Source organism: Lacinutrix sp. C3R15, assembly GCF_018860825.1.
GTDB lineage: Bacteria > Bacteroidota > Bacteroidia > Flavobacteriales > Flavobacteriaceae > Oceanihabitans.
Genome location: NZ_JAHKPZ010000004.1, coordinates 32,388 through 57,315, shown reverse-complemented (window position 1 = coordinate 57,315; position 24,928 = coordinate 32,388). Strand labels below are relative to the sequence as shown.

The 24,928-nt window shown below is 32.1% G+C and carries 22 protein-coding genes; 10 read left to right on the top strand and 12 right to left on the bottom strand.

Annotation, left to right across the window (positions count from 1 at the left end):
- Positions 1-125: 125 nt before the first annotated feature.
- Complete coding sequence (locus KO494_RS00280; protein WP_215965583.1) at positions 126-854, top strand: hypothetical protein; 729 nt, start codon at positions 126-128, stop codon at positions 852-854.
- A gap of 4 nt (positions 855-858) precedes the next feature.
- Here KO494_RS00280 and KO494_RS00275 read toward each other — a convergent pair whose 3' ends face one another.
- Positions 859-3,909 (bottom strand): gliding motility-associated C-terminal domain-containing protein, encoded by a 3,051-nt coding sequence (locus KO494_RS00275; RefSeq protein WP_215965582.1) that lies wholly within the window; start codon positions 3,907-3,909, stop codon positions 859-861.
- Positions 3,910-3,998: 89 nt separating this feature from the next.
- On the opposite strand from KO494_RS00275, the gene rsmI reads away from it, so the two are divergent.
- The 3 genes from rsmI to KO494_RS00260 are packed head-to-tail and all read left to right on the top strand — an operon-like array spanning position 3,999 to position 5,644.
- Entirely contained in the window at positions 3,999-4,673 is a 675-nt protein-coding gene (gene rsmI / locus KO494_RS00270; protein WP_215965581.1) for a 16S rRNA (cytidine(1402)-2'-O)-methyltransferase, read from the top strand.
- Positions 4,674-4,711: 38 nt separating this feature from the next.
- Positions 4,712-5,056: a HopJ type III effector protein gene (locus KO494_RS00265; protein ID WP_215965580.1), complete on the top strand. Its 345-nt coding sequence runs from the start codon at positions 4,712-4,714 to the stop codon at positions 5,054-5,056.
- Positions 5,057-5,074: 18 nt separating this feature from the next.
- Positions 5,075-5,644, top strand: coding sequence for a uracil-DNA glycosylase family protein (locus KO494_RS00260; RefSeq protein WP_215965579.1), 570 nt, complete (start codon positions 5,075-5,077; stop codon positions 5,642-5,644).
- A gap of 97 nt (positions 5,645-5,741) precedes the next feature.
- Here KO494_RS00260 and KO494_RS00255 read toward each other — a convergent pair whose 3' ends face one another.
- Positions 5,742-6,332 carry a carboxymuconolactone decarboxylase family protein gene (locus tag KO494_RS00255; protein ID WP_215965578.1) on the bottom strand — a complete coding sequence of 197 codons (591 nt, stop codon included), beginning with the start codon at positions 6,330-6,332 and terminating at the stop codon, positions 5,742-5,744.
- Between the two features lie 141 nt (positions 6,333-6,473).
- On the opposite strand from KO494_RS00255, the gene KO494_RS00250 reads away from it, so the two are divergent.
- The 4 genes from KO494_RS00250 (at position 6,474) to nrtS (ending at position 10,240) form a co-directional block, all read left to right on the top strand.
- The gene (locus tag KO494_RS00250; RefSeq protein WP_215965577.1) at positions 6,474-6,896 is read left to right on the top strand and encodes an OsmC family protein; all 423 of its coding nucleotides are present in this window, start codon (positions 6,474-6,476) and stop codon (positions 6,894-6,896) included.
- An 88-nt stretch (positions 6,897-6,984) separates the two neighbouring features.
- On the top strand, positions 6,985-8,676 hold the full coding sequence (gene recJ / locus KO494_RS00245) for a single-stranded-DNA-specific exonuclease RecJ (RefSeq protein WP_215965576.1): 1,692 nt from the start codon (positions 6,985-6,987) through the stop codon (positions 8,674-8,676).
- 4 nt (positions 8,677-8,680) lie between these two features.
- Complete coding sequence (locus KO494_RS00240) at positions 8,681-9,949, top strand: MFS transporter (RefSeq protein ID WP_215965575.1); 1,269 nt, start codon at positions 8,681-8,683, stop codon at positions 9,947-9,949.
- A 51-nt stretch (positions 9,950-10,000) separates the two neighbouring features.
- A complete protein-coding gene (nrtS, locus tag KO494_RS00235; RefSeq protein WP_252730237.1) occupies positions 10,001-10,240 on the top strand; it encodes a nitrate/nitrite transporter NrtS in 240 nt (79 codons plus the stop codon).
- A gap of 35 nt (positions 10,241-10,275) precedes the next feature.
- On the opposite strand, the gene KO494_RS00230 is transcribed toward nrtS, so the two are convergent.
- The 3 genes from KO494_RS00230 to KO494_RS00220 form a co-directional block, all read right to left on the bottom strand.
- A complete protein-coding gene (locus KO494_RS00230) occupies positions 10,276-10,578 on the bottom strand; it encodes a DUF3784 domain-containing protein (protein WP_215965573.1) in 303 nt (100 codons plus the stop codon).
- Between the two features lie 3 nt (positions 10,579-10,581).
- Positions 10,582-11,343 carry a UDP-2,3-diacylglucosamine diphosphatase gene (locus tag KO494_RS00225; RefSeq protein WP_215965572.1) on the bottom strand — a complete coding sequence of 254 codons (762 nt, stop codon included), beginning with the start codon at positions 11,341-11,343 and terminating at the stop codon, positions 10,582-10,584.
- 126 nt (positions 11,344-11,469) lie between these two features.
- Positions 11,470-11,922, bottom strand: a complete 453-nt coding sequence (locus KO494_RS00220) for a 6-carboxytetrahydropterin synthase (protein WP_215965571.1) — start codon at positions 11,920-11,922, stop codon at positions 11,470-11,472.
- A gap of 105 nt (positions 11,923-12,027) precedes the next feature.
- On the opposite strand from KO494_RS00220, the gene KO494_RS00215 reads away from it, so the two are divergent.
- Positions 12,028-12,669: a 2OG-Fe(II) oxygenase gene (locus tag KO494_RS00215; protein WP_215965570.1), complete on the top strand. Its 642-nt coding sequence runs from the start codon at positions 12,028-12,030 to the stop codon at positions 12,667-12,669.
- A 100-nt stretch (positions 12,670-12,769) separates the two neighbouring features.
- On the opposite strand, the gene KO494_RS00210 is transcribed toward KO494_RS00215, so the two are convergent.
- Positions 12,770-12,934: a hypothetical protein gene (locus tag KO494_RS00210; protein ID WP_215965569.1), complete on the bottom strand. Its 165-nt coding sequence runs from the start codon at positions 12,932-12,934 to the stop codon at positions 12,770-12,772.
- Between the two features lie 28 nt (positions 12,935-12,962).
- Positions 12,963-14,297 carry an MATE family efflux transporter gene (locus tag KO494_RS00205; protein WP_215965568.1) on the bottom strand — a complete coding sequence of 445 codons (1,335 nt, stop codon included), beginning with the start codon at positions 14,295-14,297 and terminating at the stop codon, positions 12,963-12,965.
- Positions 14,298-14,380: 83 nt separating this feature from the next.
- On the opposite strand from KO494_RS00205, the gene KO494_RS00200 reads away from it, so the two are divergent.
- A complete protein-coding gene (locus KO494_RS00200) occupies positions 14,381-15,175 on the top strand; it encodes a universal stress protein (protein ID WP_215965567.1) in 795 nt (264 codons plus the stop codon).
- Here KO494_RS00200 and KO494_RS00195 read toward each other — a convergent pair whose 3' ends face one another.
- The 5 genes from KO494_RS00195 to KO494_RS00175 form a co-directional block, all read right to left on the bottom strand.
- On the bottom strand, positions 15,176-16,012 hold the full coding sequence (locus KO494_RS00195; RefSeq protein WP_215965566.1) for a S9 family peptidase: 837 nt from the start codon (positions 16,010-16,012) through the stop codon (positions 15,176-15,178).
- Positions 16,009-18,756 (bottom strand): PD-(D/E)XK nuclease family protein, encoded by a 2,748-nt coding sequence (locus tag KO494_RS00190; protein ID WP_215965565.1) that lies wholly within the window; start codon positions 18,754-18,756, stop codon positions 16,009-16,011. Before KO494_RS00190 ends, KO494_RS00195 begins: the two co-directional genes overlap by 4 nt.
- Before the next feature lie 70 nt (positions 18,757-18,826).
- On the bottom strand, positions 18,827-20,212 hold the full coding sequence (locus KO494_RS00185; RefSeq protein ID WP_215965564.1) for an OmpA family protein: 1,386 nt from the start codon (positions 20,210-20,212) through the stop codon (positions 18,827-18,829).
- Between the two features lie 122 nt (positions 20,213-20,334).
- Entirely contained in the window at positions 20,335-21,528 is a 1,194-nt protein-coding gene (kbl, locus tag KO494_RS00180; protein ID WP_215965563.1) for a glycine C-acetyltransferase, read from the bottom strand.
- 208 nt (positions 21,529-21,736) lie between these two features.
- Positions 21,737-24,886 carry an exodeoxyribonuclease V subunit beta gene (locus tag KO494_RS00175; protein ID WP_215965562.1) on the bottom strand — a complete coding sequence of 1,050 codons (3,150 nt, stop codon included), beginning with the start codon at positions 24,884-24,886 and terminating at the stop codon, positions 21,737-21,739.
- Positions 24,887-24,928: the final 42 nt, after the last annotated feature.

Sequence of the window (24,928 nt, the reverse complement as noted above, 5' to 3'; positions counted from 1 at the left end):
GCAATTTTTATCCAATAATATTAGTTTTATTTAGTTCATTAAACAAAACCTTTTTTCGTAATGTATAAAGGTGACGCAAATTTATTAAAAATCAAAAGTATAAATTAGATTAAATTTTAAAAGTTATGAAGAGGAAGCTAGAATCTGAATTAATGAGTATTGCTCATAAAATTTTAAAGCTAAAAGGGAAAGAAGATGTTAATAAAATGCATGCTGAGGTTGCAGCACTTTATGAAAAATTAACGGTTTTAAAATTTGCACAAGAAAACTTTGAAGAAAGCTTCCCTACTATAGGAAATGACTCTTCTTTTTTTGGAATGCTTGATACTGCTTTTAATAATAAAGTGAGTGATAACATAGAGATTGAAGACAAGATTTATGTTGATATGGATGAAAATGAAAACGAAGCAATCATGGAGCATGCTACTGAAAAAATTAAAGATATAGTTGCACAAATGCCAGAAGAAACGCAGCATGTAGATGATTTTTTAGAAACCATAATACCAAAAACCCAATACCATAAAAACGACCTAGAAGAAATTACCGCAGACTTTACAGAAATGCCAGTTTTTGAAAAAGTAACGAATACAAACGAAAAAAAATCGTTAAATGAAAAGCTTAAAAATGGCGCTTTAAATATTGGCTTAAATGATAAAATAGCTTTTATAAAAAAGTTGTTTGATGGTAAAAATGAAGATTATGAACGTGTAATATCACAAATAAATACGTTGGAGTCTTTTACTGAGGCACAAAATTTTATTCAAAATATTGTAAAACCAGATTATAACAATTGGGCAGATAATGAAGAAATAGAAGTGCGTTTTATGGAAATTATTGAAAGTAAATACCAATAATTATTTAATAATTTAAGTATACCCAACCAATTTTTTGTTTGGGTAAATCTTTATGTTCTAAAACATAAAAGTATGTACCAACAGGTAAGCGTTTTGCGTCATTATGCAAAACACCATGGTTTGGTCTGCCATCCCAAGAGTTTAGGTAATTATTATTTTTATATACAAGGGCACCATGCCTGTTGTAAATTTGTAGTTTGGCATTAGGGTATTCTTCTATACAAGTAATGCTAAAAACATCATTAGTACCATCGTTATTAGGCGAAAATCCTTGCGGAATTTCTAAACAATTTTCTGTTGTATTTGTACTAGATCCTGCTAAAACCGTAAGCATTGCATTGGTGTTTGAGGTGTCAATATTATTTTGGTTACTAACGTTACTGTTGTTATTGGTATAGTTGCCAGCAGTGTTAGAAGTTACAGGAATAGAAAAAGTACAACTTGCTACACCTTCAGGAAAAGTAAGGTTGGTTACTTGAAAAGCAGTGTCTCCTATTTCTCCAACAAAAGTTGCTGTACAACCATTATCTGTACTCCAATAGGCATCACCAGCAATACTAATAGTTGTTGGTAAATTATCTGTAAAGTTTATATTAGTTTGTGCTGTATTAGATGGTAAATTAAAAACAGTAAAGGATAATATGCTTTCTTCTCCTTCAAAAATTTCTTCTGGATTAAATATTTTTTCAAGCGTTGGTGCCAATACTTGAACACTACTTATAGAAATATTGGTTTCGGGTGTTAGTTCTTCATTATTTATAGCACTTGGTATGGCTTCAGAAGTATTAATAAAGGCACCACCAAAAGCTGGTGCTTCAACAGGAATAAAAATACGGACTGTAGCACCAGCTTCCATACTTGGTATAATTGCAGAAATATGATTTCCTGTAATAGAGAAAGATGTTATACAGCCAGCAGTACCAGAAGTTACTACACATGTTGGTGTACCAACTATATTAAATATGGCATCTAATTCATTTTCAAAAGCAACTTCTACAGCACTAGAACTCATGGTGCTGTTAGTGATATCTACTATCCAATGAAAAGGTTGGTTTACGGTTACTACAGGAAATTCTGGAAAAGTTTGAACTATTAAATCTATACATGGTGCAAAATAAGTTGTAGTACTAGCGTTATTGTTTGTTTGATTAAAATCTGCATAAGGAGCTAAAGCATCTACTTGCACTAAATTAGTAGCAGGAATACTCATTGCAGAACAAACAGGAAACCAGTTTACAATAACATGAAAAGTTATAGAGCTTAAAGCAGGTAGCTGTCTGTTTTCTTCAGGTAAAATTTGCCAAAATAGGTCTGGATTATTTTCATCATCATCATAAATACCATCTAATTCTAAGCCAATATTGGCGTTTTCAATAGGAAAGCAACTTGCGGTTCCTGTAGTAGCAACACAGGTTACAGATTCTAAAGAGGCAGAAATAGTAGAAGAATATCCTGTAGGTATATAGTCTATTAGCTCAAAAATAGTAGCATTTTCACTTAAATTAGAAACCGTAACTTCATAAGTAATACTTCCCCAACTTGTGGTGTTATCGCTAGTTTCTCCTTCTGGTAAAACAGGATTTATTTGTGTTTTTGTTACTTCAATATCTGAAGAATCGCATTCCTCTGCAGTTGGTAGGTTTATATAGTCAAAATCTGTATTGTTAGAAAAATCACTATCTGTAACTTCATCAGATTCAATATTTATAGCAGTTCTTATAATACCATCTAGACTACCAATAATACATTCAGGTTCTAAAAAAACAATAACTGTTTTAATGGTTACTATTTCTCCTACAGGCATATTAAATAGGTTGCTAACCCAATATTGATCTGCATCTGCAAAAGATAGACTGCTACAAGGTATTGTAGTGCTGTTTTGCTCACAAGTTATAGAAATAATATTCCAAAATGCATTATTAGATTGGTTTCTAAAACTCACTAAAACATCTGCATCTAATGGTCCGTTATTGCAAATAGTAGTTTCAAAAGTAATGGGTTCATTCCATGCAATTTCTGTATTAACAGGTAAAGGGTTTATTTGTACTGTTTCTATGCAAACATCTGTTTCTTGACATAATTGTGCTTCTACTAAATTAGTAGTTATGGTGTTAGAACTATTAGCAGATAGATTGCTGTGCATTAGAGAAATTTCACCAGAACTAGTAACATTTATTGTATCTATTATTTCTGCACATTCAGGCTCTAAATATTGATAAACCATCTCAAAAGTTAAAGATCCGCCTGCAGAATATTCATGGCTTTCTTCAAAATCAAATATAGTTACTTCTGCACTTGAGTTAATGATTACAGGAGTTGGTGTTATGTTTACAGTATCTATACAATTAGTGCCACCAGTAGCATTAATACAATTTACAGAAAGTAATTGCGCAAAAGGTTTACCATAACTTTGCGGTGTGTTTAGGGATAAAAAGGTGGTGAAGCCGTTTAATGGATAAGCTATACTACTATGATTAGTAATGGTAAATTCATAAGTTACTGTATCATTCCAGGTACTAATGGCTGTGCCTTCTGGTGGTGAAATTTGCGTTTGTGTAATTGTAAAATCTATGGGCACATCTGTAACATCTATAGAAATTATAGAAGTATTGTTACCAGTATTGGTGTCTGTACTATTTGTAGGAGGAGTAACATTGGCGTTGGTAGCAATTCCTCCAATAATTTCGGGAGCGCGAACAATCACTTTTACCTCAATGCTAGAAGCTGCAGGTAAGCTTGTAATAGTACCTGTAATTACATTTGCATTTTGACTAAAATTAGTAATAAGTGTAGTGCCACCAATTGGGTTTTGGCTAATGTAAGACACAATAGTAGCATTGGTATTTATGGTTTGAGAAAAGGATACGTTAGAAACAGAATTACCAGAATTACTAATAGTTACAAGGTATTGAAATTGCTCAAAAATAGGTATTTGTGAAATGTCATTTCCAGATAAATCTTGTGCTACAACAGCAATAGAAACATCTGTTGTTTGCGAATAACTCGTTATAAAATGAAAGAATAAAAATAAAAAAAAAGGAGTTTTAACTTTCATAGTCTGTTTTATGGTAGATGCCAAAATATAAAAAAGGTTGCGTACAATTACTATAAAAGATTGTAAATTTGAATAGAAATAAAAACAGAATGAAACTATATATTGTACCAACACCAATAGGAAACTTAAAAGACATAACCTTTAGAGCTGTTGAAGTTTTAAAAGATGCTGATTTAATTTTAGCAGAAGACACCAGAACCTCAGGAAAGCTTTTAAAACATTTTGAAATTGGTACACCAATGCAAAGCCATCACATGCATAATGAGCATAAAACGGTAGAAGCATTAATACAAAAGTTAAAGGCAGGAACCACTATTGCTTTAATTAGTGATGCAGGAACTCCTGCAATTTCAGATCCTGGTTTTTTATTAACCAGAGCTTGTGTAGAAAATGGTATTGAAGTAGACTGTTTGCCTGGAGCAACCGCATTTGTGCCTGCATTAGTAAATAGTGGGTTGCCAAATGATAAGTTTGTGTTTGAGGGATTTCTTCCGGTTAAAAAAGGCCGTCAAACCAGATTGTTACTTCTTGCTGAAGAAACAAGAACCATGATTTTTTATGAAAGTCCGCACAAACTTATAAAAACACTTAGTCATTTTTGCGAGTATTTTGGAGAAGACAGACAGGTTTCTGTTTCAAGAGAGCTCACAAAGCTATACGAAGAAACTGTAAGAGGAACAGCAAAAGAAGTGCTGGAACACTATACCAATAAACCACCAAAAGGAGAGATTGTTGTTGTGGTTGCAGGAAACACCAAAAAATAAAATTATTGTTTTGCTACTTAGCATCTAAACATACTAAAATGAACATTACTACTTTTAAAACCAAATTAAAAACAACACCAAAAAACATTGCTTTTTCAGAAACCATGGAAGTTATTGAAGCGAATTATGAATTCACCCCAAAAGCATTTAAAAACGGTGTTTTAGAAAACGGAGAAGGACAAAATTCTGGTTCCTGTAAACTGTTTGCATTTGCACAAGCAGAAGGTTTATCTAAAGAAGAAGCTTTAGCTTGTTTTGGTTCATTTTATTTTGATGAGGTCTTAAATGATCCTAATGGTGAAGGACACCAAAACATCAGAAATTTTATAAAAACAGGTTTTGAAGGCTTGGTTTTTGAAGGCTCTCCTTTAACAAAAAAGTAAAGGTTCATTTCTTATCCTATGGAAGATTTACTGTACAAGATAAGACAATGTGATATCTGTAAAGCACATTTACCACTTGGTCCACGACCAGTAGTTACAGCAAATCCAGCAGCCAAAATAATAATTATCGGACAAGCGCCAGGAACGAGTGTGCATAAAACGGGAATTCCGTGGAATGATCCTAGCGGAAGACAACTCCGTAAATGGTTGGGCGTTAGTGATGAAGATTTTTATGATGAAACCAAATTTGCAGTAATGCCTATGGGTTTTTGCTATCCAGGAAAAGGAAAAACAGGAGACTTACCACCAAGAAAAGAATGTGCACCACAATGGCATGAAGCTCTTTTGCAAGAAATGCCTAACATAGCATTGGTGCTATTAATTGGTCTATACGCTCAAAAATATTATTTACAAGAAGACGCTAAAAGAACACTAACCGAAACGGTTGCCAATTATAAAGAGTATTTACCTGAGTATTTTCCTATTCCGCATCCTTCGCCAAATAATAGATTTTGGAAAGGTAAAAATCCTTGGTTTGAGGAGGATGTTGTTCCGGAGTTGCAGAAAGAAGTTCAAAAGATTTTATAAAATAAAACCTCACTATCTCTAGCAAGGTTTATATATAATTAGGACTAAGACTAAGAGTAAGCAAACTGAAAACTGGTATTGCCTACTGCAAACTATTTTAAACATGTTTCCCAACTTCAAATCCGTGTTTTCCTAAAAATTGGTTTCCGCTTTCAATAGCATCCTCTTCTAAAGTGGTTCCCATACTATCATTCCAACGGTTTAAATAGCCAAACAAGGAGATAACGCCTAACATTTCAACAATTTCGCCTTCATCCCAATGCTCGTGTAAACGCTTTTGTATGGTTGCATCTACGGCATTTGGTACTTGGCTAGCAGCTAAACTAAAATCTAGAGCAGCACGTTCGGCCTCGTTAAAAGCAGGATGTGTTCTGTATTCCCAAATATTATTTAATTGTTCTTGTTCTGCTCCATAACGCTCTGCAGCACGAATAGCATGTGCTTGGCAATATCTACAACCTGTTGCGTTGCTTGAAACCCAAGCAATCATGCGTTTTAAGGCTGAGGTTACCTTGCCTTCATTAGCCATAACCGCTTTATTTAATTGTATAAAAGCTTTACTAATAGCAGGACGACGTTGCATGGTAAGTACAGAGTTTGGGCAGAAACCTAATGTTTCGTTAAAAAATTCTGCTAAGGCTTTGGTTTCTAAATCGTAGTCTGCAGATAATGGTGTAACTAATGGCATAATCTTTTTTTTAGTGGTATTTTTGAAATAACAATGCGCATTTTACCTTCGTATTTTAAGGGGCTTAAAATTAGTTTAGAGCTGTGCGTTTTGTCATAAAAAAATAATCTTATTACACAATAAACAAAAAAATATTATAATATGTCTGATAAAATTACAGCCAATTGGAAAGGGAATATGGTTTTTGAATCTGATAACCCTAGATGGGACTCCATCATGATGGACGCCTCAGAAGAATTTGGAGGTACCAATTCTGGAATGGCACCAAAAGCCATGATGCTATCTTCGTTAGCAGGATGTTCTGGCTTAGATGTAGTTTCCGTTTTAGATAAAATGAAAGCTACAGTAGAAGGTTTCTATATGACTGTGGAAGGAGAGTTAACCGAGGAACACCCAAAATATTACCACACGGTAACGGTAGAATATCATTTTACTGGTAAAGATTTAAACGAGTCAAAAATTAAAAAAGCGGTAGATTTATCTGTAGAAAAATACTGTGGCGTTATGGAGATGTTTCGCAAGTTTGCAAACGTAAAAACCTCTATTCACTACCATAACAAATAATATTTTTTATATTTATTCTTCTTGAAGCATCTTTTTTAAGGTGCTTCACTAGTTTTAAAAAAATAAAGAATCCATTTAAGTAACAAAAATGCGTTGGACACTTAAACCAAAACCAGATACCCATAAATTAAATGCCTTAAAAAAAGCACTTCAAGTAAATGATGTTGTGGCAACATTACTATTGCAAAGAGGAATAGAAACCTATGAAGAAGCTAAAACGTTTTTTAGGCCAAGTTTAAGTGATTTGCATGACCCATTCTTAATGCAGGATATGGATAAAGCGGTTGCTAGAATTGAAAAAGCATTTGCACAAAATGAAAACATATTAGTTTTTGGCGATTATGATGTAGATGGTACTTCTTCTGTTGCACTAATGTCTCAATATTTAAAAACAAGAACAGCTAATGTAGCTACCTATATACCGGATCGTTATGAAGAAGGTTATGGTGTTTCTTATAAAGGAATTGATTTTGCAGAAGATAATGATTTTACGCTAATTATAGCCTTAGATTGTGGAGTAAAAGCTATTGATAAAGTGGCGTATGCAAAAGAAAAAGGGGTAGATTTTATTATTTGTGATCACCACAGACCAGGAGAAAATTTACCCGAAGCTATTGCTGTTTTAGACCCCAAAAGAGAAGATTGTAAGTATCCTTACAAGGAGCTTTGTGGTTGTGGCGTTGGCTTTAAACTCATTCAAGCCTTAGCTTCTAAACAAAATAAAACGGTTGAAGATTTAACCGAATACCTAGACTTGGTTGCAACTGCAATTGGTGCAGATATTGTACCTATAACTGGTGAAAATAGAGTGCTTGCTTATTTTGGTATGCAGGTAATTAATGCCAATCCACGACCAGGAATTCAAGCTATTATCAACCAAGTTAAAAAAACAGAGCTTACTATTACAGATGTTGTTTTTACAGTTGCGCCTAGAATTAATGCAGCAGGAAGAATGAAGCATGGTAATTATGCAGTAACCTTATTAACCGAAATGGATTTTTCTTTAGCTGAAAAATACGCTGCCGAAATAGAAGCATTTAATAGCGATAGAAGAGAAACAGACAAACGTATTACTGAAGAAGCCTTACAACAAATTGAAGAGCGAAAAGAACAAGAAGGTTTTACCACTGTTGTGTATCAAGAAGATTGGCATAAAGGGGTTATTGGTATTGTGGCTTCAAGGCTTATTGAAACCTATTACAGGCCCACTTTGGTGTTTACCAAAAGTGGCGATAAGCTTGCTGCTTCTGCACGTTCGGTTTCTGGTTTTGATGTGTACAATGCCTTGGAGGCTTGCGCAGAACATATTGAACAGTTTGGAGGGCATAAATATGCCGCAGGTTTAACATTAAAAGAAGAAAACTACGAAGCTTTTAAACAGGCTTTTGAAGATGCTGTTTCGCAAACCATAAATAAGAATTTATTGACGCCAGAAATTAAAATAGATCAACAGATTGCTCTGCATGAAGTAGATGCTAAATTAATGCGCATTATGCGTCAATTTGGCCCTTTTGGTCCAGGGAATATGACACCTATTTTTATGACCGAAGATTTACAAGATACAGGTTACGGAAAATGTGTAGGCGAAGACGATAAACATTTACGAATTACCGTAACACAACCACAGGCAGATAAAATTGTTTGTATTGGCTTTGGTTTAGGAGACAAACTAAACCTTATTACAGAAAGAAAATTATTTAAAGCCGTGTATTCTGTAGACGAGAATCATTGGCAAGGTAATGTGTCTTTACAATTGAAGTTGAGAGACATTAAAGCATAATTTTATGAAAAAAAAAGATCCATACGCTGCACTTCGGTATAAAGAATTTAATACATTTTTATTGCTTCGTTTTGCATTAGTTTTTGGTTGGTCTATGCAATTTATTGTTATTGAGTGGCAAGTGTATAGTATTACCAAAGACCCTTTATCATTAGGTGTAATTGGTTTAATGGAAATTATTCCGGCATTATCAATGGCACTATTTGCAGGACATATTGTAGATCAACGTGAAAAACGAAACCTTTTAGCTACCTGTATTGCTTTATTTTCTTTAATAAGCTTAGGTTTGTTTTTACTTACCTGGCCAAGAATAGTACAAGATTGGACCACAAAAACCATTTTATATTCTATTTATGCTTTGGTATTTTTTGGTGGTTTTTTACGTTCGTTTTTTGGTCCTACTATCTTTTCATTAATAGCTTTAATTGTACCCAAAAAAGTATACCCAAATGCTGCAACTTGGAGCAGCTCTACTTGGCAGATGGCAAGTGTTTTAGGTCCTGCAACCGCAGGAATATTAATAAGTGCTATTGGTGTGCATTGGTCTTTATGTGTTGTTTTTGGTTTGGTAATGCTGTCTTTAATTGTGTTGTTTCAAATAAAAAAGAAACCCATTTTAAATCCTAAAATAGGAGAGCCTGTTATGCAAAGTTTAAAAGAAGGTTTGCACTTTGTGTTTAAAACAAAAGCAATTCTTGGAGCGCTAACCTTAGATATGGTAGCTGTGCTTTTTGGAGGAGCCATTGCACTTTTACCTGTTTTTGCACAAGATATTTTAAAAGTAGGTAGTGAAGGTTTTGGTGTATTACGAGCAGCTCCTGCTGTTGGTGCTTTTTTAACCATGTTAGTCACTGCATATATACCTATTAGTAAAAACGCAGGAATGAAATTACTTGCAGCAATCTTTGGTTTTGGTGTGTGTATTATTGTTTTTGGCCTTTCTTCTATTTTCTGGGTAAGTGTTGTTGCCTTATTTTTTAGTGGTGTTACCGATGGGGTTTCTATGGTAATACGTCAAACTATTTTACAAATTAAAACACCAGATAATATGCGTGGTCGTGTATCTTCGGTAAACTCTATGTTTGTTGGTTCTAGTAATGAACTTGGTGCTTTTGAAAGTGGTGTAACTGCAAAATTAATGGGTACAGTAACTGCTGTTGTTTTTGGAGGTACCATGACTTTAATTACAGTGCTAACCACAGGAATTGTTTCGCCTACCTTTAGAAAATTAGATTTAACCAAAGATTTAGAAGCCCATGAAAGAGAAGAATAATTTTTTACATCTGTACTATATATAAAAATATAACTAGTTTATCTTTGCTTGATGGTACGTAAAGTGAATAAGGTAGTAAAAATAGCTTCAGAAAGAGAAATTGTTATATCTTCATTAAAAGTAGCTATAGTTGTAGGTTTAATTTTGAATTTGATAAATCAAGGAGAAAAGTTAATTGCATTAGATTTTAAGCATTTAAATCTTTTGAAGTTTTTTATTACTTTTTCTGTGCCTTATATGGTTTCTACCTATGCTTCTGTAAAGGTTAAGTTAGCAAGTGAGAGAAGCTAAGGGTTATAAGAATATAATCTGCCAGATTATATCTTTTATTTTTTATATTTTTTAGAATTCGATGTTATTAGTAAATAGGGAATTCCTGTTAAAATAGAAATAAACAAAAAGATGTTTTCTAGGTTGGCATTATGAAACCATTTAGAAGCGAAATAACCAATAATTATTAATAAAGCCATGCCAAACATTACATTTTTAAAAAGTGTTGCTAAAGCGGCAATGTTGTACTTTTCTTTTTCTTCTTTACTCATGGTATTGTAGCCTGCAATTAAAAAATAGCATTTGCCATATTTAATTAATGCGCCTAAAAGCATAAAAATAAAAGCAGTGATCAGCAAGGTTTATGGTTTAAAAGTTTTTAAAGTCATGGTTTCTCCGTCAAAAACACCATAGGTGTAATATTGTATCCAATCCCCAAGATTGATGTATTTAGACTTGTTTTGTAAATCTATATCTAAAGGAAGGTGTCTGTGGCCAAATACAAAATAATCTCTGTGTTTGTCTTGTAATTTGCGTTTGCAATATTGTACTAGCCACTCCTTATCATTACCTAAAAACTTGGCATCCTCATCTCCAGAAATAAGTTTGTTTTTTACAGACATATATTGCCCAATGCGCATAGCAAAATCAGGATGTAAAACCTGTTTAAATAGCCATTGGCATAAAGGGTTGGTAAACACTTTTTTCATGCGTTTATAGCCTTTATCATGTGGACCTAAACCGTCTCCATGACCTATAAAAAAGGTTTTATTGTTAAAGGTAAATTCCTTTGGTTTGTGGTATACAGGTATATTTAATTCTTCTTCAAAATAGCCACTCATCCATAAATCATGATTACCAACAAAATAGTATATTGGTATTCCTGAGTCTGCTATTTCGGCAAGTTTACCAAGGGTTCTTGTAAATCCTTTTGGTACTACGTGCTTGTATTCTACCCAGAAATCAAACAGATCACCTAAAAGAAAAATAGCTGCAGCATCTTGTTTAACATGGTCAAGCCAAGCTACAAATTTTTTTTCGCGAGGAAGAGAGGCTTCTTTTGTAGGAGCACCCAAATGATTATCGCTTGCGAAGTATATTTTTTTTCCTTTTGGAATTTGCATACTGTAAATATAAAAAATGTTTGTTAGTTAACTTTTATGCGTTAAGGATGGAGCAATTGTTGGAGCTCATCTGTGATAGCGACTTGCGATAGCCTGACCTTTAGGTAACGCCATTAATTTTTTTAACTAGGCGTTATCACTAGCGTACCACTCTGCATAAGAGCTTGTGGTTTCTGAAAGTTTTAGCGAATGTAATTTTATGTTATCTGGTAAACGTCTTTTTATTTTAGCAGCAAAGTCAATCACCATCATTTCGCTAGTTGGTTGGTAGTCTACCAATAATACATTGTGGTCTCTTGCAGATAATTCTTTTGCTAGTTCAACATGTGGGGTGTTTTTATTAAAAACGGTTGCGTGATCAAAGACTTCAACAATATCTTCTTTTACTATTTTTTTTAAATCGCCAAAATCTATAACCATTCCGTACTTAACATTTGTCGGGTCTGTAATGGGTTTTCCTATAACGGTTACAAATAATCTGTAGCTATGGCCATGTACGTTTTTACATTTACCATCGTAACCATAAAGGGCGTGTCCTGTCTCAAAAGAGAACTGTTTTGTAATTCTAATATTACTCATTGTATTGTGCATTTCACTGCAAAGATATTCATTTTGTAAAAGCAATCGCTTTTTAGATTACATTTGCGCGCTTTTGTTAAAATTAAAAAGGAAGCAAATAGAATTATGAGTCAGATTTTTGAAGCGCTTGAGTTTGTTGAAAACCCTTTGTATGAAAGGGTTATTGCTGATATTTTAGCAAATAAATATAGTGTTGTTGAGGACTTTTTTACAGCCGAAGAAGTTTTAATTTTAAGACAATCTTTACTTGAAAAACATGCTGAAGATGCATTTAAAAAGGCTGCTATTGGTAATCGTGTTAACGAAACCATAGAAAAAGCAATACGTGGGGATGTTATTTTATGGATGGATGAAAGTAAAGCTAATGTTTATGAAATGTTGTTTTTTAATAAGATAAATAGTTTAATTCACTATTTAAACAAAACGTGTTTTTTGGGGATTTTACATAAGGAGTTTCATTATGCGTTATACCCTAAAGATACGTTTTATAAACGCCATATAGATACTTTTCAAAATGATGACAGACGTAAATTATCTTTTGTTTGTTATTTAAACGAAGAGGATTGGTTGCCAGAAAATGGTGGTGAACTGGTATTGTATTTAGATAAAAATGGCCAGGAAAGTGAGAAGGTTATTTATCCTTTTCCTGGACGTGTTGTAATTTTTGAAAGTCAGGTTATAGAACACGAAGTAAAACCTGTACATACTGAGCGTTTTAGTATTACAGGTTGGTTAAAAACAAGGTAATTATCTGCGTTTGTTTCTGTTATAAAAATAGATGATTATTAGAACAACACCTAGTATTAAAAATAAACCATTACCACTTAAAAAACTTAATATATCCATTTTATTGCTTTTTGTTTTTATTGTATTTAAATATAAAATATGCTAGTGCAACCAGAATTATAAAAGGAAGCATAGAGCCAATAAAAACACCAATTTCATAGGCGCTGTTAGGAGCTTGTTTTATTTTTTCTTCTATACTTACATCTTGTAAAAGGGAAAGTAGCATATGTTATTTTCTTGAAATTTAGCCAAAGTTACATCTTTTGTGAAAGGGGTAAAAATTCTTTTCTAAATATTATGATTAAAGGTATGCCTCTAGCTATAATCCAAAGTGTGAAAGCAATAAAAATAGCGTATAGTTTATAGTGTAAAGCATCTAGCCAAAAAAGTATTGGTACAAAAACAATAAAGGTAGCAAAGAGAAGCACGTTTCTTAGGGTTTTCATTTTACCTAATCCTTTAAAAATACCATCAAAAATAAAGGCTAATGCACAAAAGGGTTGCATGAGTAGTACTAACCAAAATATGTTGTAAAAAGCTTTTAATACTTCAGGTTCTTTTGTAAAAATAGTTCCTAAAGGATAGTATAAAAGAGCACCTATTACAGCAATGATAATACCTACAACGATGCCATATTTTATTAATTTATTACTTAATAGTATAAGGTTTTTATATTCTTTTCCTCCTAGCAGTTTTCCTGATAATATATTTCCAGCACTAGCATAACCATCAATAATAAAAGCACCAAGAAACCATAAGTTAATAGCAATAGTATAGGCTGCAATGTATTGTTTGCCATAGCTTGTAGAAAAAGCACTTGCAAAATATAAAGTAACATTTAAGGCAAGCGTACGTACAAACAAATTAAGAATCATGAGTATAAAACGTTTTATTTCTTTGTTAAAAGGAAAGCTAAAACGCAACGGAATATTGGTTTTTGTTAGTAGGTAATATGCTGAAAAAGCAGCCATTAAAATTTGCGCAAATACACTAGCATAAGCAGCACCTTTAATATGCATAGCAGGAATGTAGCCTTCAATGCCATAGACCAAAACAAAATCGAAAACTATATTTGCTGATGCACCAATTATAGCAATAAGCATTGGGTAATAGGTGTTTTGTAGTCCTCTAAAAGTACCAAAAACAGCTATAGTAAATAGCGTAAAAGGAAAACCAAATACACGAATTTTATAATATGCTACACTATAATCTAAAATTAAACCAGAAGCATTATAGAGTTTAAAAATGCTATTAGCAAAAGGATATGTACTAACAATAATAAGGATGCTTAAAGATGTAATGATAAAAATAGCTTGAGCAGGAAGTTTTTTTACCGCTTCTACATTGTCTGCACCAACATATTGAGAAACTATAGATGAAATAGCGCTTCTTGTTTGTCCTAATACCCAAATAAGCATAGAAATAAAAGCACCAACAATACCTACAGCAGCTAAAGATTCTGTAGCATTTATATCGATATTTCCAACAATGGCTGTGTCTGTTAACGATAAAATTGGCTCAGATATACCAGCAATTAAAGCTGGTATGGCAAGTTTGTTTATATGTTTCAGGCTTATGTTGGTACGCAATAGTTTGATGTTAATATTAGAAAAAGCTAAAGGTCGTAACAATTATTATAAAATCTGTACTTTTGCAATCTAAATAATAAGAAATGAAAAATATTTTAGTTCCTATAGGTTCCTCAGCAAACGCAAAAAACACATTACAATACGCCATAGAATTTGCAACGGTTATGCAGGCCAATGTTTATGTATTTAGAGCTTTTAGTCTTACTGCAAAAGCTGGTGCTATGATAAATTTGGATAGTATTGTAGCTAGAGAACAAGTTGCAAGTGTAAAGGCAGTTGTAGATAAGGTTGATACTAAAAATATAAATGTTCAAATTATTTCTGCTAAAGGAGGAGTTATAGATAGCTTAGAAACGATACAAAAGGAACTAGGAATTGATTTAGTAATTGTAGGTCAAAGACCTAATGGTTTACAAGAAGCCTATTTTTTAGGAAGAGTAGCAGGTAGTCTTGTTAAACAGACAGATATACCTGTATTGGTAATACCAAATGGATATGTTTATAAGCCAATAAAAAAGGTTTTAACAGCAATAAAATCTGGAATAGTAAAGAATAAGGTTTCGGTAAAACCTTTAGAAGATATTATAGAAACTTTTAAAGCTAAAATGCACTTGTTACAAGTAAAAACGCAAGATTTTTTACCAGAAGATTTAGAGTTTTATTCCGAGTTGGCCATATTAACATCTTCTTATAATAGCTCTGAAAACGCTACATTATTTCAAGGAGTTTTAGAGCATATAAACAAACATAATCCAGATATTATTTGCGTATTTAGACGCAAAAGAGGGTTCTTTAAAAAGCTATGGGAACAGAATACTATTAAAAAAATAGATTTTGAAAGTCGTGTGCCTCTGTTGGTTTTAAAAGGAGCCGAATAATTATATAAAAGCAATACTTTTAATAACTACCTGTTGCAAAGCATCTGGTAGTTTTTTGTTTTTATAAGGATGTGTACTGTTAAAGACATGGTTGCTGTTTTCTATCTTATACAGTTTACTAGTTGTATTGTATGCATGAAGTTGTTCTGCTTCTGTAAAAAGTACGGTTGGATCTTCTAGAGCATGAATAATTAAAAAGGGAATTTTTATTTTTTTTGCAGCTAAGGCGATATCTAAGCGTTGTTCATTAGCTTTATAATCTAGATAAAATTGGTAGTTATGTGGCATTTTTTGTTTGGTTCTGCCATTTAAAACATACTTAACACCGTCTTTTTTCCATTGTTCAAGATCTCCTGTTGTAGAAAACCTTTTACCAAAGCTACTTACACTTGCCCAGGTGATTAGCTTGGTGATTCTGGAATCTTCAGATGCTTTAATTATGGAAACTCCTCCTCCTCTAGAATGGCCTATTAAAGTAATATTGTTCGTGTCTATTTGGTTTGAATAAGCATGCTCATTAGAAATAAGAAAGTTTAGCATACTATCTATGTCTTCTAATTCTTTAGTGTAGTTATTTTCTGCAAAAGCTTCTAAGTCAGGAAAATCAATAGGTTGGTTTACGGTTCCGCCATTATGTGAAAAATTAAATTTTACAAAAAATAGCTCTGCGTCACTAAATGTTTGTGCTACCAAATCCCAGCTTCCCCAATCTTTAAACCCTTTATAACCATGACAAAAAATAACCAATGGCTTTTTGTTGCCATTGTCTTTGTAAAAGGCGTCCCAAACTATTGGTTTTTTAGCATCTCTGTTTAGTATTTGGTTTTTTTTAATCATACTTCTTTTTCAATAAAATTGATTTCTTGGTTACAGATTTCTAGGATAATTTTTTTGAGTTCTATTTCAAAATTATCTAGTGTTTCTTGAGTAATAAGTTGGTTTTTTTTTCTTCCTTCTTTTACAGCAAATTTTAAAAAACCAGCATTTAAATTTTTAAAGGAAACAATCCCAGCTTCCAAAGGTAGGTTTACTTTGTTTTGTTGATTCATCATATAGGCATACAGGAGTACCTGAAAGCTTTTACTGTACTTTTTATAGTCTGTTGTAATGGCTTCCCATTCTGATATTTCTACGTCAGTATTGCTTACTTTACCTGTTTTGTAATCTATAATTCTGGTAATTCCGTTATAGAGGTCTACACGATCTACTTTTCCGGTAAGGTTTATGTTAAAATCTAATTCGGGAATGCTAACCGATGCTCTATTCTCAGCTTCTAAAGAAAGGATTTTAATTTCGTTTCCTTTTTTTAAATCTTCAATTTCTAGATTTATAAAGTTGCTTACGTAGCGTTTTGCAATTTCAAAGATAATAAGGTTTTTACCTTTGCTAATATCACCTTCTTTATATTCATTTTTAAAATGATGCGTAATTCTTTCGTTGATTTTAGGCTTTTGTTTTTCTAAAGCTTCAACAGTTAAAAAGCTATTTTTAAATTGGGTATATAAATCTTCTAAAGTATTGTGTACAACAGTACCAAGTGTATTAAATGCTACGCTTTCTTCTACGTCTTCTTGTTCTGCAATACCTAGAACTTTTTGGTAATAAAAATCTATAGGATTTCTTATGTAATTGGTAATAGAAGAAGGAGAAAAACCCTTTTCAGCAATTTGTTTTAACCTGTTTAGTATGGCTGGTGTTTTTTCAATTTCAATGCATTCAGAAAAACAGGCTTCTACCTTTGGTGTTATAATTTGATGTTTAATATTATGAATTCCTTCTAATTCTAATTGCGTAATAAATCTACTTTTTTCTCCTCCAGTTAATACATCTGCTTCTGTATTGTATAAAATATATACATTTTTAGCACGTTGTAATAACCTGTAAAAATGATAGGTGTATACTGCATCTTTTTCTTTATACGTAGGTAATTGGTTTTCTATTTTAACATCAAACGGAATAAAAGAATTGTTTGTTTTACCAGAAGGTAGTACTCCTTCATTTACAGAAGCAATAATAACCGTTTCAAAATCTAGTACACGAGATTCTAGCATACCCATTATTTGTAATCCCTGAAGAGGTTCTCCTTGAAAATCTAGAGTAGCTGCACTCAATAGCTCTTTGTAAATGCTATAAAGCGTATTAATATCTGTAATAAAACGGTATTTGGTGTTGTAGTTATTAAGTTCATTAAAAAGCTCGTTAAATCGATATAAATACTCTAAAGAGAGTTTGTTTAAAGATTTGTTTTCGTCTAAATCTTCTTTTATCGTTAATATAAGTTTTGAGCAGTTTTTAAGTATGTTTTCTACGTTATTTTGTTGAACAGCAAAAAGTAAGTCTATTATTTTTGTAGAGGCTATAGCAAGTTCTTTTAATTGCTCTAAAGTTATGTAGACTAAATTATTAGTTAATATCTTGTTTGTGATTTTAGACGCAATATCTACATTATTTGTATTTAATAAAGGTCTTATAAATTGATGCGAAATTATAGCAATAACATCTTTATAATAGAACGTGTTATTTTCTTTTTTATGAATTTGAAATATTTGCTCAAATAAAGAAGCTAAGGGAATGGACTGTAAAGGAAAACCCATTGTAATATTTAAAGCATCTACCGATGGAGGTAGCGCGTTTAATGTAGGTGTAAGTAAGTTTTCATCTGCAAGTACAACAGCTGTTTTTTGTAGGCTTGCATTTTTTTGTTGTAAAGACTGTAGAAGCGTACCTATATATTTTGCTTGGCCTATGTTTTTAGGAACACCAAAAACCTCGATGTTTTTTTCTTGGGTATAATTATTGGTTTTCCATTGAAAAGGATGGTTAGCAAAGTACTTCCAGTTTTTATGATGTTGCCTTGTAAATAGTCCAGCATCATGAAAAGAATTATCAAAAAATTTAGAATCAATATCCCAATATATAGCTGCTAATTCATTTTCAAGTAATTCTTGAATAATTACTTCTTCGGCGGCATTTAAGGCGTTAAAGCCTAGAAAAACATGTTCTTTATTAGAGTTACTCTGTATGTAAGATTCTATGTTTTCTACGGCTTCTCTATATATTAAACCTTGGTAACCTGTTTTGTTTTGTAATAGATCTTTGGTAAATTTTGTATAGTAAAGATTTAATTTGTTCCAGAAGGAAAGGTACTTTTTTATAAAATCAGATTTAGGTTCTTCTAAAGACCAATGTTTTAAATCTTGAATGGCACTTAAATAGTTAAATATTTTTTCTTGAGGAATAAGGTATCTATCTATTTCGTTAAAGTCTTGTAATACTATTTGTGCCCATTTTGAAAAAGCATCAAAACTTTCCTGATCTTCTTTTTTTGTTATTTCTAAATAGGTTTTATAAAATATAAAAAGTAGCTCTGTATTGGATGTTTTTTTTAACTGTGATAAGTCTTCTACAAACTCTTCTATACTAATAATTTTAGGAGATAGAATAGTTTGATTGACTATTTGTGCAATTTGGTTTTTTAAAAAAATACCAGCACGTTTGCTGGGTAAAATAAAGAGAATAGAAGATAGGTCTTTATTCTTATTTTGTAAATCTTTTAATACATCTAGAATGAATGTTGTCATTCTATAAAAATAAAAAACGCTTCGATAAATCGAAGCGTTTTTATTAAATATTTAGATTGTTGTAGTAAACTTATTTTTTAAGTTTTACTTCTACACGTCTGTTGTTTTTCTTACCAGCTCTAGTAGCGTTAGAGTCTATTGGGTATTCTTCTCCAAATCCAGCAGCAACTAATCTGTCAGCAGCAACTCCGTTAGAGATTAAGTAATCTCTTACCGCGTTAGCTCTTCTTTCAGATAATAATTGATTAGAAGCTTTAGGACCATCACTATCAGTATGTCCTTCTATTGTGAAAATAGATGCAGGATATTCTTTTAAGATAGCAGTAATAGCTTGTAATACTGGGAAAGTTTCTTGTTTGAAAGATGATTTAGCGCTATCAAATAAGATAGTTCTAGCATAGTTGTTTAATGTAGCCATAACTTCTGCAGTAGGAGCAATAACTTCAGGACAACCATTATTAGCAACAACACCTGCTTCATTAGGACATTTGTCATCTTTGTCTAACACACCATCACCATCAGCATCTGGCCAAGGGCAACCATTGTTTGCGATAGGACCAACTTCATTAGGACATTTATCATCAACATCAGCAACACCATCAGCATCAGCATCAGGACAACCAGCTAAAGCTTTTAAACCAGCAACTGTAGGACATTTGTCATCTTTATCAGCAATACCATCACCATCAGTATCAGGACATCCGTTTAATTCAGCTAAACCAGCTTCATTAGGACAAGAATCTTTAGAATCTTCGATTCCGTCACCATCAGCATCAGGACAACCGTTGAAAGCTTCTAAACCAGGAACTTCTGGACAAGCATCGTTTTTGTCATAAACACCATCACCATCAGTATCTTTTCCACCAAACTTAACAGTTAAACCTGCAGAGTGTTGGAAATGTTTAGATAAGTAATCTTCGAAAGAATGTTTGTATGTAGTTTGTACGTTAAAACCAATGTTTTCGCTTAACCAAAAGTTTAAACCTAAAGAACCGTTTAAAGTACCAGCTCCAATTTCATCAATCCAAGTGTAACCTCCACCAACACCTAAATAAGGTTCGATAGTTTTACTGTTTAATAATTCAGCAAAGCTGTATTTTACAATACCATCAAGTCCGTAGTAAGACATTTCACTAACTTCTACGCTAGGTACTCCTAAAGTTTGTCCTATTTTTTCAATTTTATTGATAGAACCTGTAACTCCAATAGAAAAACCATTGTTAAGGTATTTAGAAACATTAATAGTCGATAAAGACGGAAGGATGTTCCAATGATCTGTAGCGTTGAAGAACTCATCAAAGTATTCACCTTGTGGAGCATCTTCACCAACTGGATAAAGGTCTACCGCGTTTACCCCGAAACTAATTGCCCAAGGATTGTTTTCATCTTGTGCATACGTGTTGCTAAAACCTAATACAAGCAACATAGCTAACAATAATCTGCTAAGATTTTTCATATTCAAAATTTAATTTTTATGTGTTAATTGATAAGCAAAAGTAAGTTGTTAAATATTATTAACAAAGACAAATATAAAAAAATATTCAAAAAAACCTTCAAAATTAACTGTTTGTATTCAATTTAAATAATTTCTAAAGATTGTCCAACTTTAATAAAGCTAGCGATAGCCTTATCTAAATGCTCTTTTTGGTGAGCAGCAGATAGTTGTACTCTAATTCTTGCTTTTTCTTTAGGTACAACAGGGAAAAAGAAGCCTATTACATAAATACCTTCTTTTAAAAGCATATTTGCCATGGTTTGAGATAGTTTGGCGTCATAAAGCATTACTGGAACAATGGCAGAATCACCATCTATAATGTCAAATCCAGCTTTTTTCATTCCTTTTTTAAAGTAATTGGTATTCCATTCTAGTTTGTCACGTAAGCTGGTGTCGTTTTTAAGCATATCAAAAACTTTAATAGAAGCGCCAACTATTGCAGGAGCTAAAGAGTTTGAAAATAAATAAGGTCTAGATCGTTGACGTAAAATTTCTATAATTTCTTTTTTTGCTGTGGTGTAGCCTCCCATTGCGCCACCTAAAGCTTTACCAAGGGTTCCTGTAATAATATCTACTCTTCCTAATACGCCTTTTTCTTCTAAGGTACCAATTCCTTTTGGTCCTATAAATCCTGTAGCATGACACTCATCAATCATTACCATAGCGTCATATTTGTCTGCTAAATCACAAATTTTATCTAATGGAGCTACTAAGCCATCCATAGAGAAAACACCATCTGTTACTATAATTTTATTTCTAGTACCATTTTTATTGGCTTCAATTAGTTGTTTTTCTAAATCTGCCATGTCATTATTGGCATAACGATAGCGTGCTGCTTTACTTAAACGTACACCATCAATGATAGAAGCATGGTTTAAAGAGTCTGAAATAATGGCGTCTTCTTTTCCTAATAAAGGTTCAAAAACACCACCATTTGCATCAAAAGCTGCTGCGTATAATATGGTGTCTTCTGTGCCATAGAAATCTGCTATTTTTTGTTCTAGCTCTTTATGTATGTCTTGTGTACCACAAATAAAACGAACGGATGACATACCAAATCCGTGCGTATCCATAGTGTCTTTTGCTGCTTGAATTACTTCTGGGTGAGCAGAAAGGCCTAAATAGTTATTAGCACAAAAGTTTAAAACGGTTTCCCCAGTGTTTAAGGTTATTTCTGCTCCTTGAGGAGAAGTGATAATGCGTTCTTCTTTGTAAAGTCCGTTATTTTTTATGTCTTGTATTTCTTGTTGTAGTTGCTGTTTTATGTTTCCGTACATGGTTTTTAATTTTTTACAAATTTATAATGTTTTTTGCGTTAGTGGTAGAAACGGCATCCTTTTTTATGTTACAGGTATTGTCTTTGTTAAGGGTTTGTTTGTGAGTTTGTTAGTTAATTGTATTGTGTAAAGCGTATGAAAAAATAAAAAAGATATAGTGTATGACACGACGCTTTGTAGTCTTTAGCGAAAAAGCGTAACGCCATAATTAAAAAGTTACTACATGAATATCTTCATTGATGTAAACTAAAATTTTATTTGTTACTTGATATGGCATTTCTTCTATAATACGTTGGTAGTTCTCTAATTGTAATTGGTGTTTATTGTTAATAGCTCCTGTTTTGTAATCTATAATAGTGGCTTCGTTTTTTGCATTTATAACTAACCTATCTGGTCTTATAATTTCCTGGTTTGAAATTATATCTCGCTCGTTATAAATCGTGTTTTCTTCTGTAAAGAAATTTTTAAGGGCTTTATGTTCTATTATTTGTGTTACTGTTTTTTGTAATTCTTGTGCCTGATCTGGATTTATAATTGCCTTGTCAAGAAAGTGAGATATGGCAAAAGTAATGTCTTCCTTTGTTTTAATGTGCGCCATAATATTATGAATGAGGTTTCCTTTTTCTATGGCTTTTTCTTGTGTGGTGTTCCATAAATAACCAGAATTGGTAACAATTTTGATATTATGACTTTCTTTGGTAGTGGTAATAAATTCTTGTTGTTCTATTATTTTTTTAGGAGTAACTTTTGGTGTAGATGTTTTTTTAGCGTTACCAAAAGTGTACAGGCTTTCATTTTCATGATATTTTTGTTGTTGTACTAAATAGTTAATAAATAGACCAGCAAAACTTTTTGGTTGTTCTAATTCATTTTTAGAAACATCTCTTTGTGACAGAATAAAAAGCTGCTCTTTTGGTCTGGTTAAGGCAACATATAATAGGTTGATATTGTCTAGTTCTAATTCTGCTTGATGTTTGTTGTGAATTTGCAAACCAACCTCACCATAGTTTTCAAATTCTTTATTGTAGTTTAATAATGTGCTGGAAAAGCCATTAAAGTTTTCTGCTTGAAGCGGAAACCATTCTTTTGGTTCAATTTCTTTATAAATATTTAAGTCTGCATATGGTAATATAACTACAGGAAACTCTAATCCTTTAGATTTATGAATAGTCATAATTTGTACCGCATTTTGTCCTTGCGGAGAAACAATACTTAAATTTTCTTTTTTATTGTTTGCGTGTTCTAAAAAGCCAGAAAGACTAGAGCCTTGTTTTTGAGCGTACTCTAAAACAAAATCTAGATAGTATTGTACATATGCATTAGAGGTTTCTATAAGTTTAAAATTTCTAACAATACTTTCTGCTAATTCATACAATGGCAGTTGTAGTAATTGATTTGGTGTTAGGTATATGTTGTAGGTTTCAAAACTTTTAAAGGTTTGAAAAAGGGACTGCTTTATATGTTTGCTAAAAAAAGCATGTTTATCTTTTATTTTGAATTTTTGTGTTAGATAATTTAGTGCTTTTACTTTAATTTCGTCATTGTCTGATTGTACTAGTAATGTAAGTATATTATGAATAAATTGCACTTCTGGACTATTAAAAATAAGCATGGTTTCAGAAGACATAATAGGTATGTTTTCTGTGTTTAAAAATTCTGCAATTGCAACACCTTCTTTTTTCTTACGTACTAAAATGCAAATATCTTGGTATGTAAACCCATTTTTTAGACAGGTTTTAATGATTTCTAGTGTTTTTTGAGGATAAATTTCATCTCTGTTTTCATTTTTAAGATCTAAAAATTCTAACTGAATATAGCCCTCATTAGTATTAAAGGTATTTTGTTTAGAGCCTTCTATATATAAGTTGTTGTAGTCTGGATTGCTAAAGAATGTTTCTGCAACATATTTAAAAAAGCTATTGTTAAAAAGTATAATTTCTTTGTAGCTTCTGTAGTTGGTTGGCAGGTTGTCTACATGTTGTTCTACTTGAAAAGGAAGAGATTTTTTAGAGTATAAATCTATAAATTGATCAGCTTCTCCACCACGCCATCTATATATAGCTTGTTTAGAATCTCCTACCAACATTGCAGTTCCTTTTTCTTGTTTTAGGTTTTCGCCTGCAAGAGAATTATCTATTAACGGAATTAAATTTTGCCACTGCAGTTTAGAGGTGTCTTGAAACTCATCTATAAAATAGTATCTAAATTTTTCGCCTAATCGTTCATAAATAAATGGTGTTGGTTGGTCTTTTATTTCTTTACTTATTAGGGTGTTAAATTCTGAAATTAATAATTTATTTTGGTCTAGTTTTAAATTTGTTAATTCTTGATTTATGGCACTTAAAACAGATAAAGGTGTGATATTTTTATAAAATGCTTTTAAGAATTTTTGCTGAAAAACTAGATTTTTGGTTGCTTCAAAAGCTTTAATAAATTGTGGTTGCAAACCATCTATAACAGCACCAAGCTCTGGAGTGAGCCGTTTAGGGTAGAGCGTTTCGTTATTAATTAAAGTAATTTGCCATTTAGTATCTAAACTTACAGCAAAGTTTTTATTTGCTAATTTCTCAAAATGTTTTGGTAAATAACTGCTTGAAAAATCATTAAATTGTAAACCAGCTTCACTAATAAGTTGTAATACATTTTTTGAAATTTCTACAATCTCTTCTTCAAGACTTTTAAGGTCTTTTTTTATTTGTGTTTTAAGTGCTTTAAAATCATCTAGAGATTTGTCTTTTAGTTTTTCAATATGCGCGACATCGCTTTCATTAACTAAGAGTTTTGCAATTTTATTAAAGTCAAAAGAAATATCCCAACTTTTATCTTCGTCTGCTTTTTCAATAGCAAAATCTACCAACACCTTTGTTAGCTGTTTGTTGGTTCCAGCTTTAGCAATTAAACTATCTACGGCTTCTTGTAAAAGAGAATCTTGATCTAGTTCTACTTCAAAATTTAAAGGCAGTTTTAAATCATGGGCAAAAGTTCTAATTATTTTGTGTGTAAAGCCATCAATAGTAGAAACATCAAAAGCAGCATAGTTATAAATAATACTGTTTAATATTTTTTTAGATTTTTTTTGAAGTAACTCCGGTTTCATTTGTAACTCTTCGGTAAGAACAGTAAACATGCTATTTGGTTTGTTTAAAATATCTTCTGAAGAAAATTCGGTTAGCATTTCTATAATACGTTCTTTCATTTCACCAACGGCTTTGTTGGTAAATGTAATAGCTAGAATGTACTTGTATTGTTGTGTATTGTTAGATTGCAATAAAATCTTTAAATACTCTTTTACTAGTGTAAATGTTTTTCCGCTCCCAGCAGAAGCATTATAAATAGTAAAAGGATGTTGATTGTTCATGCGTAAAATTTTAGACAAGATAAAAATTATCAATAATTTGAT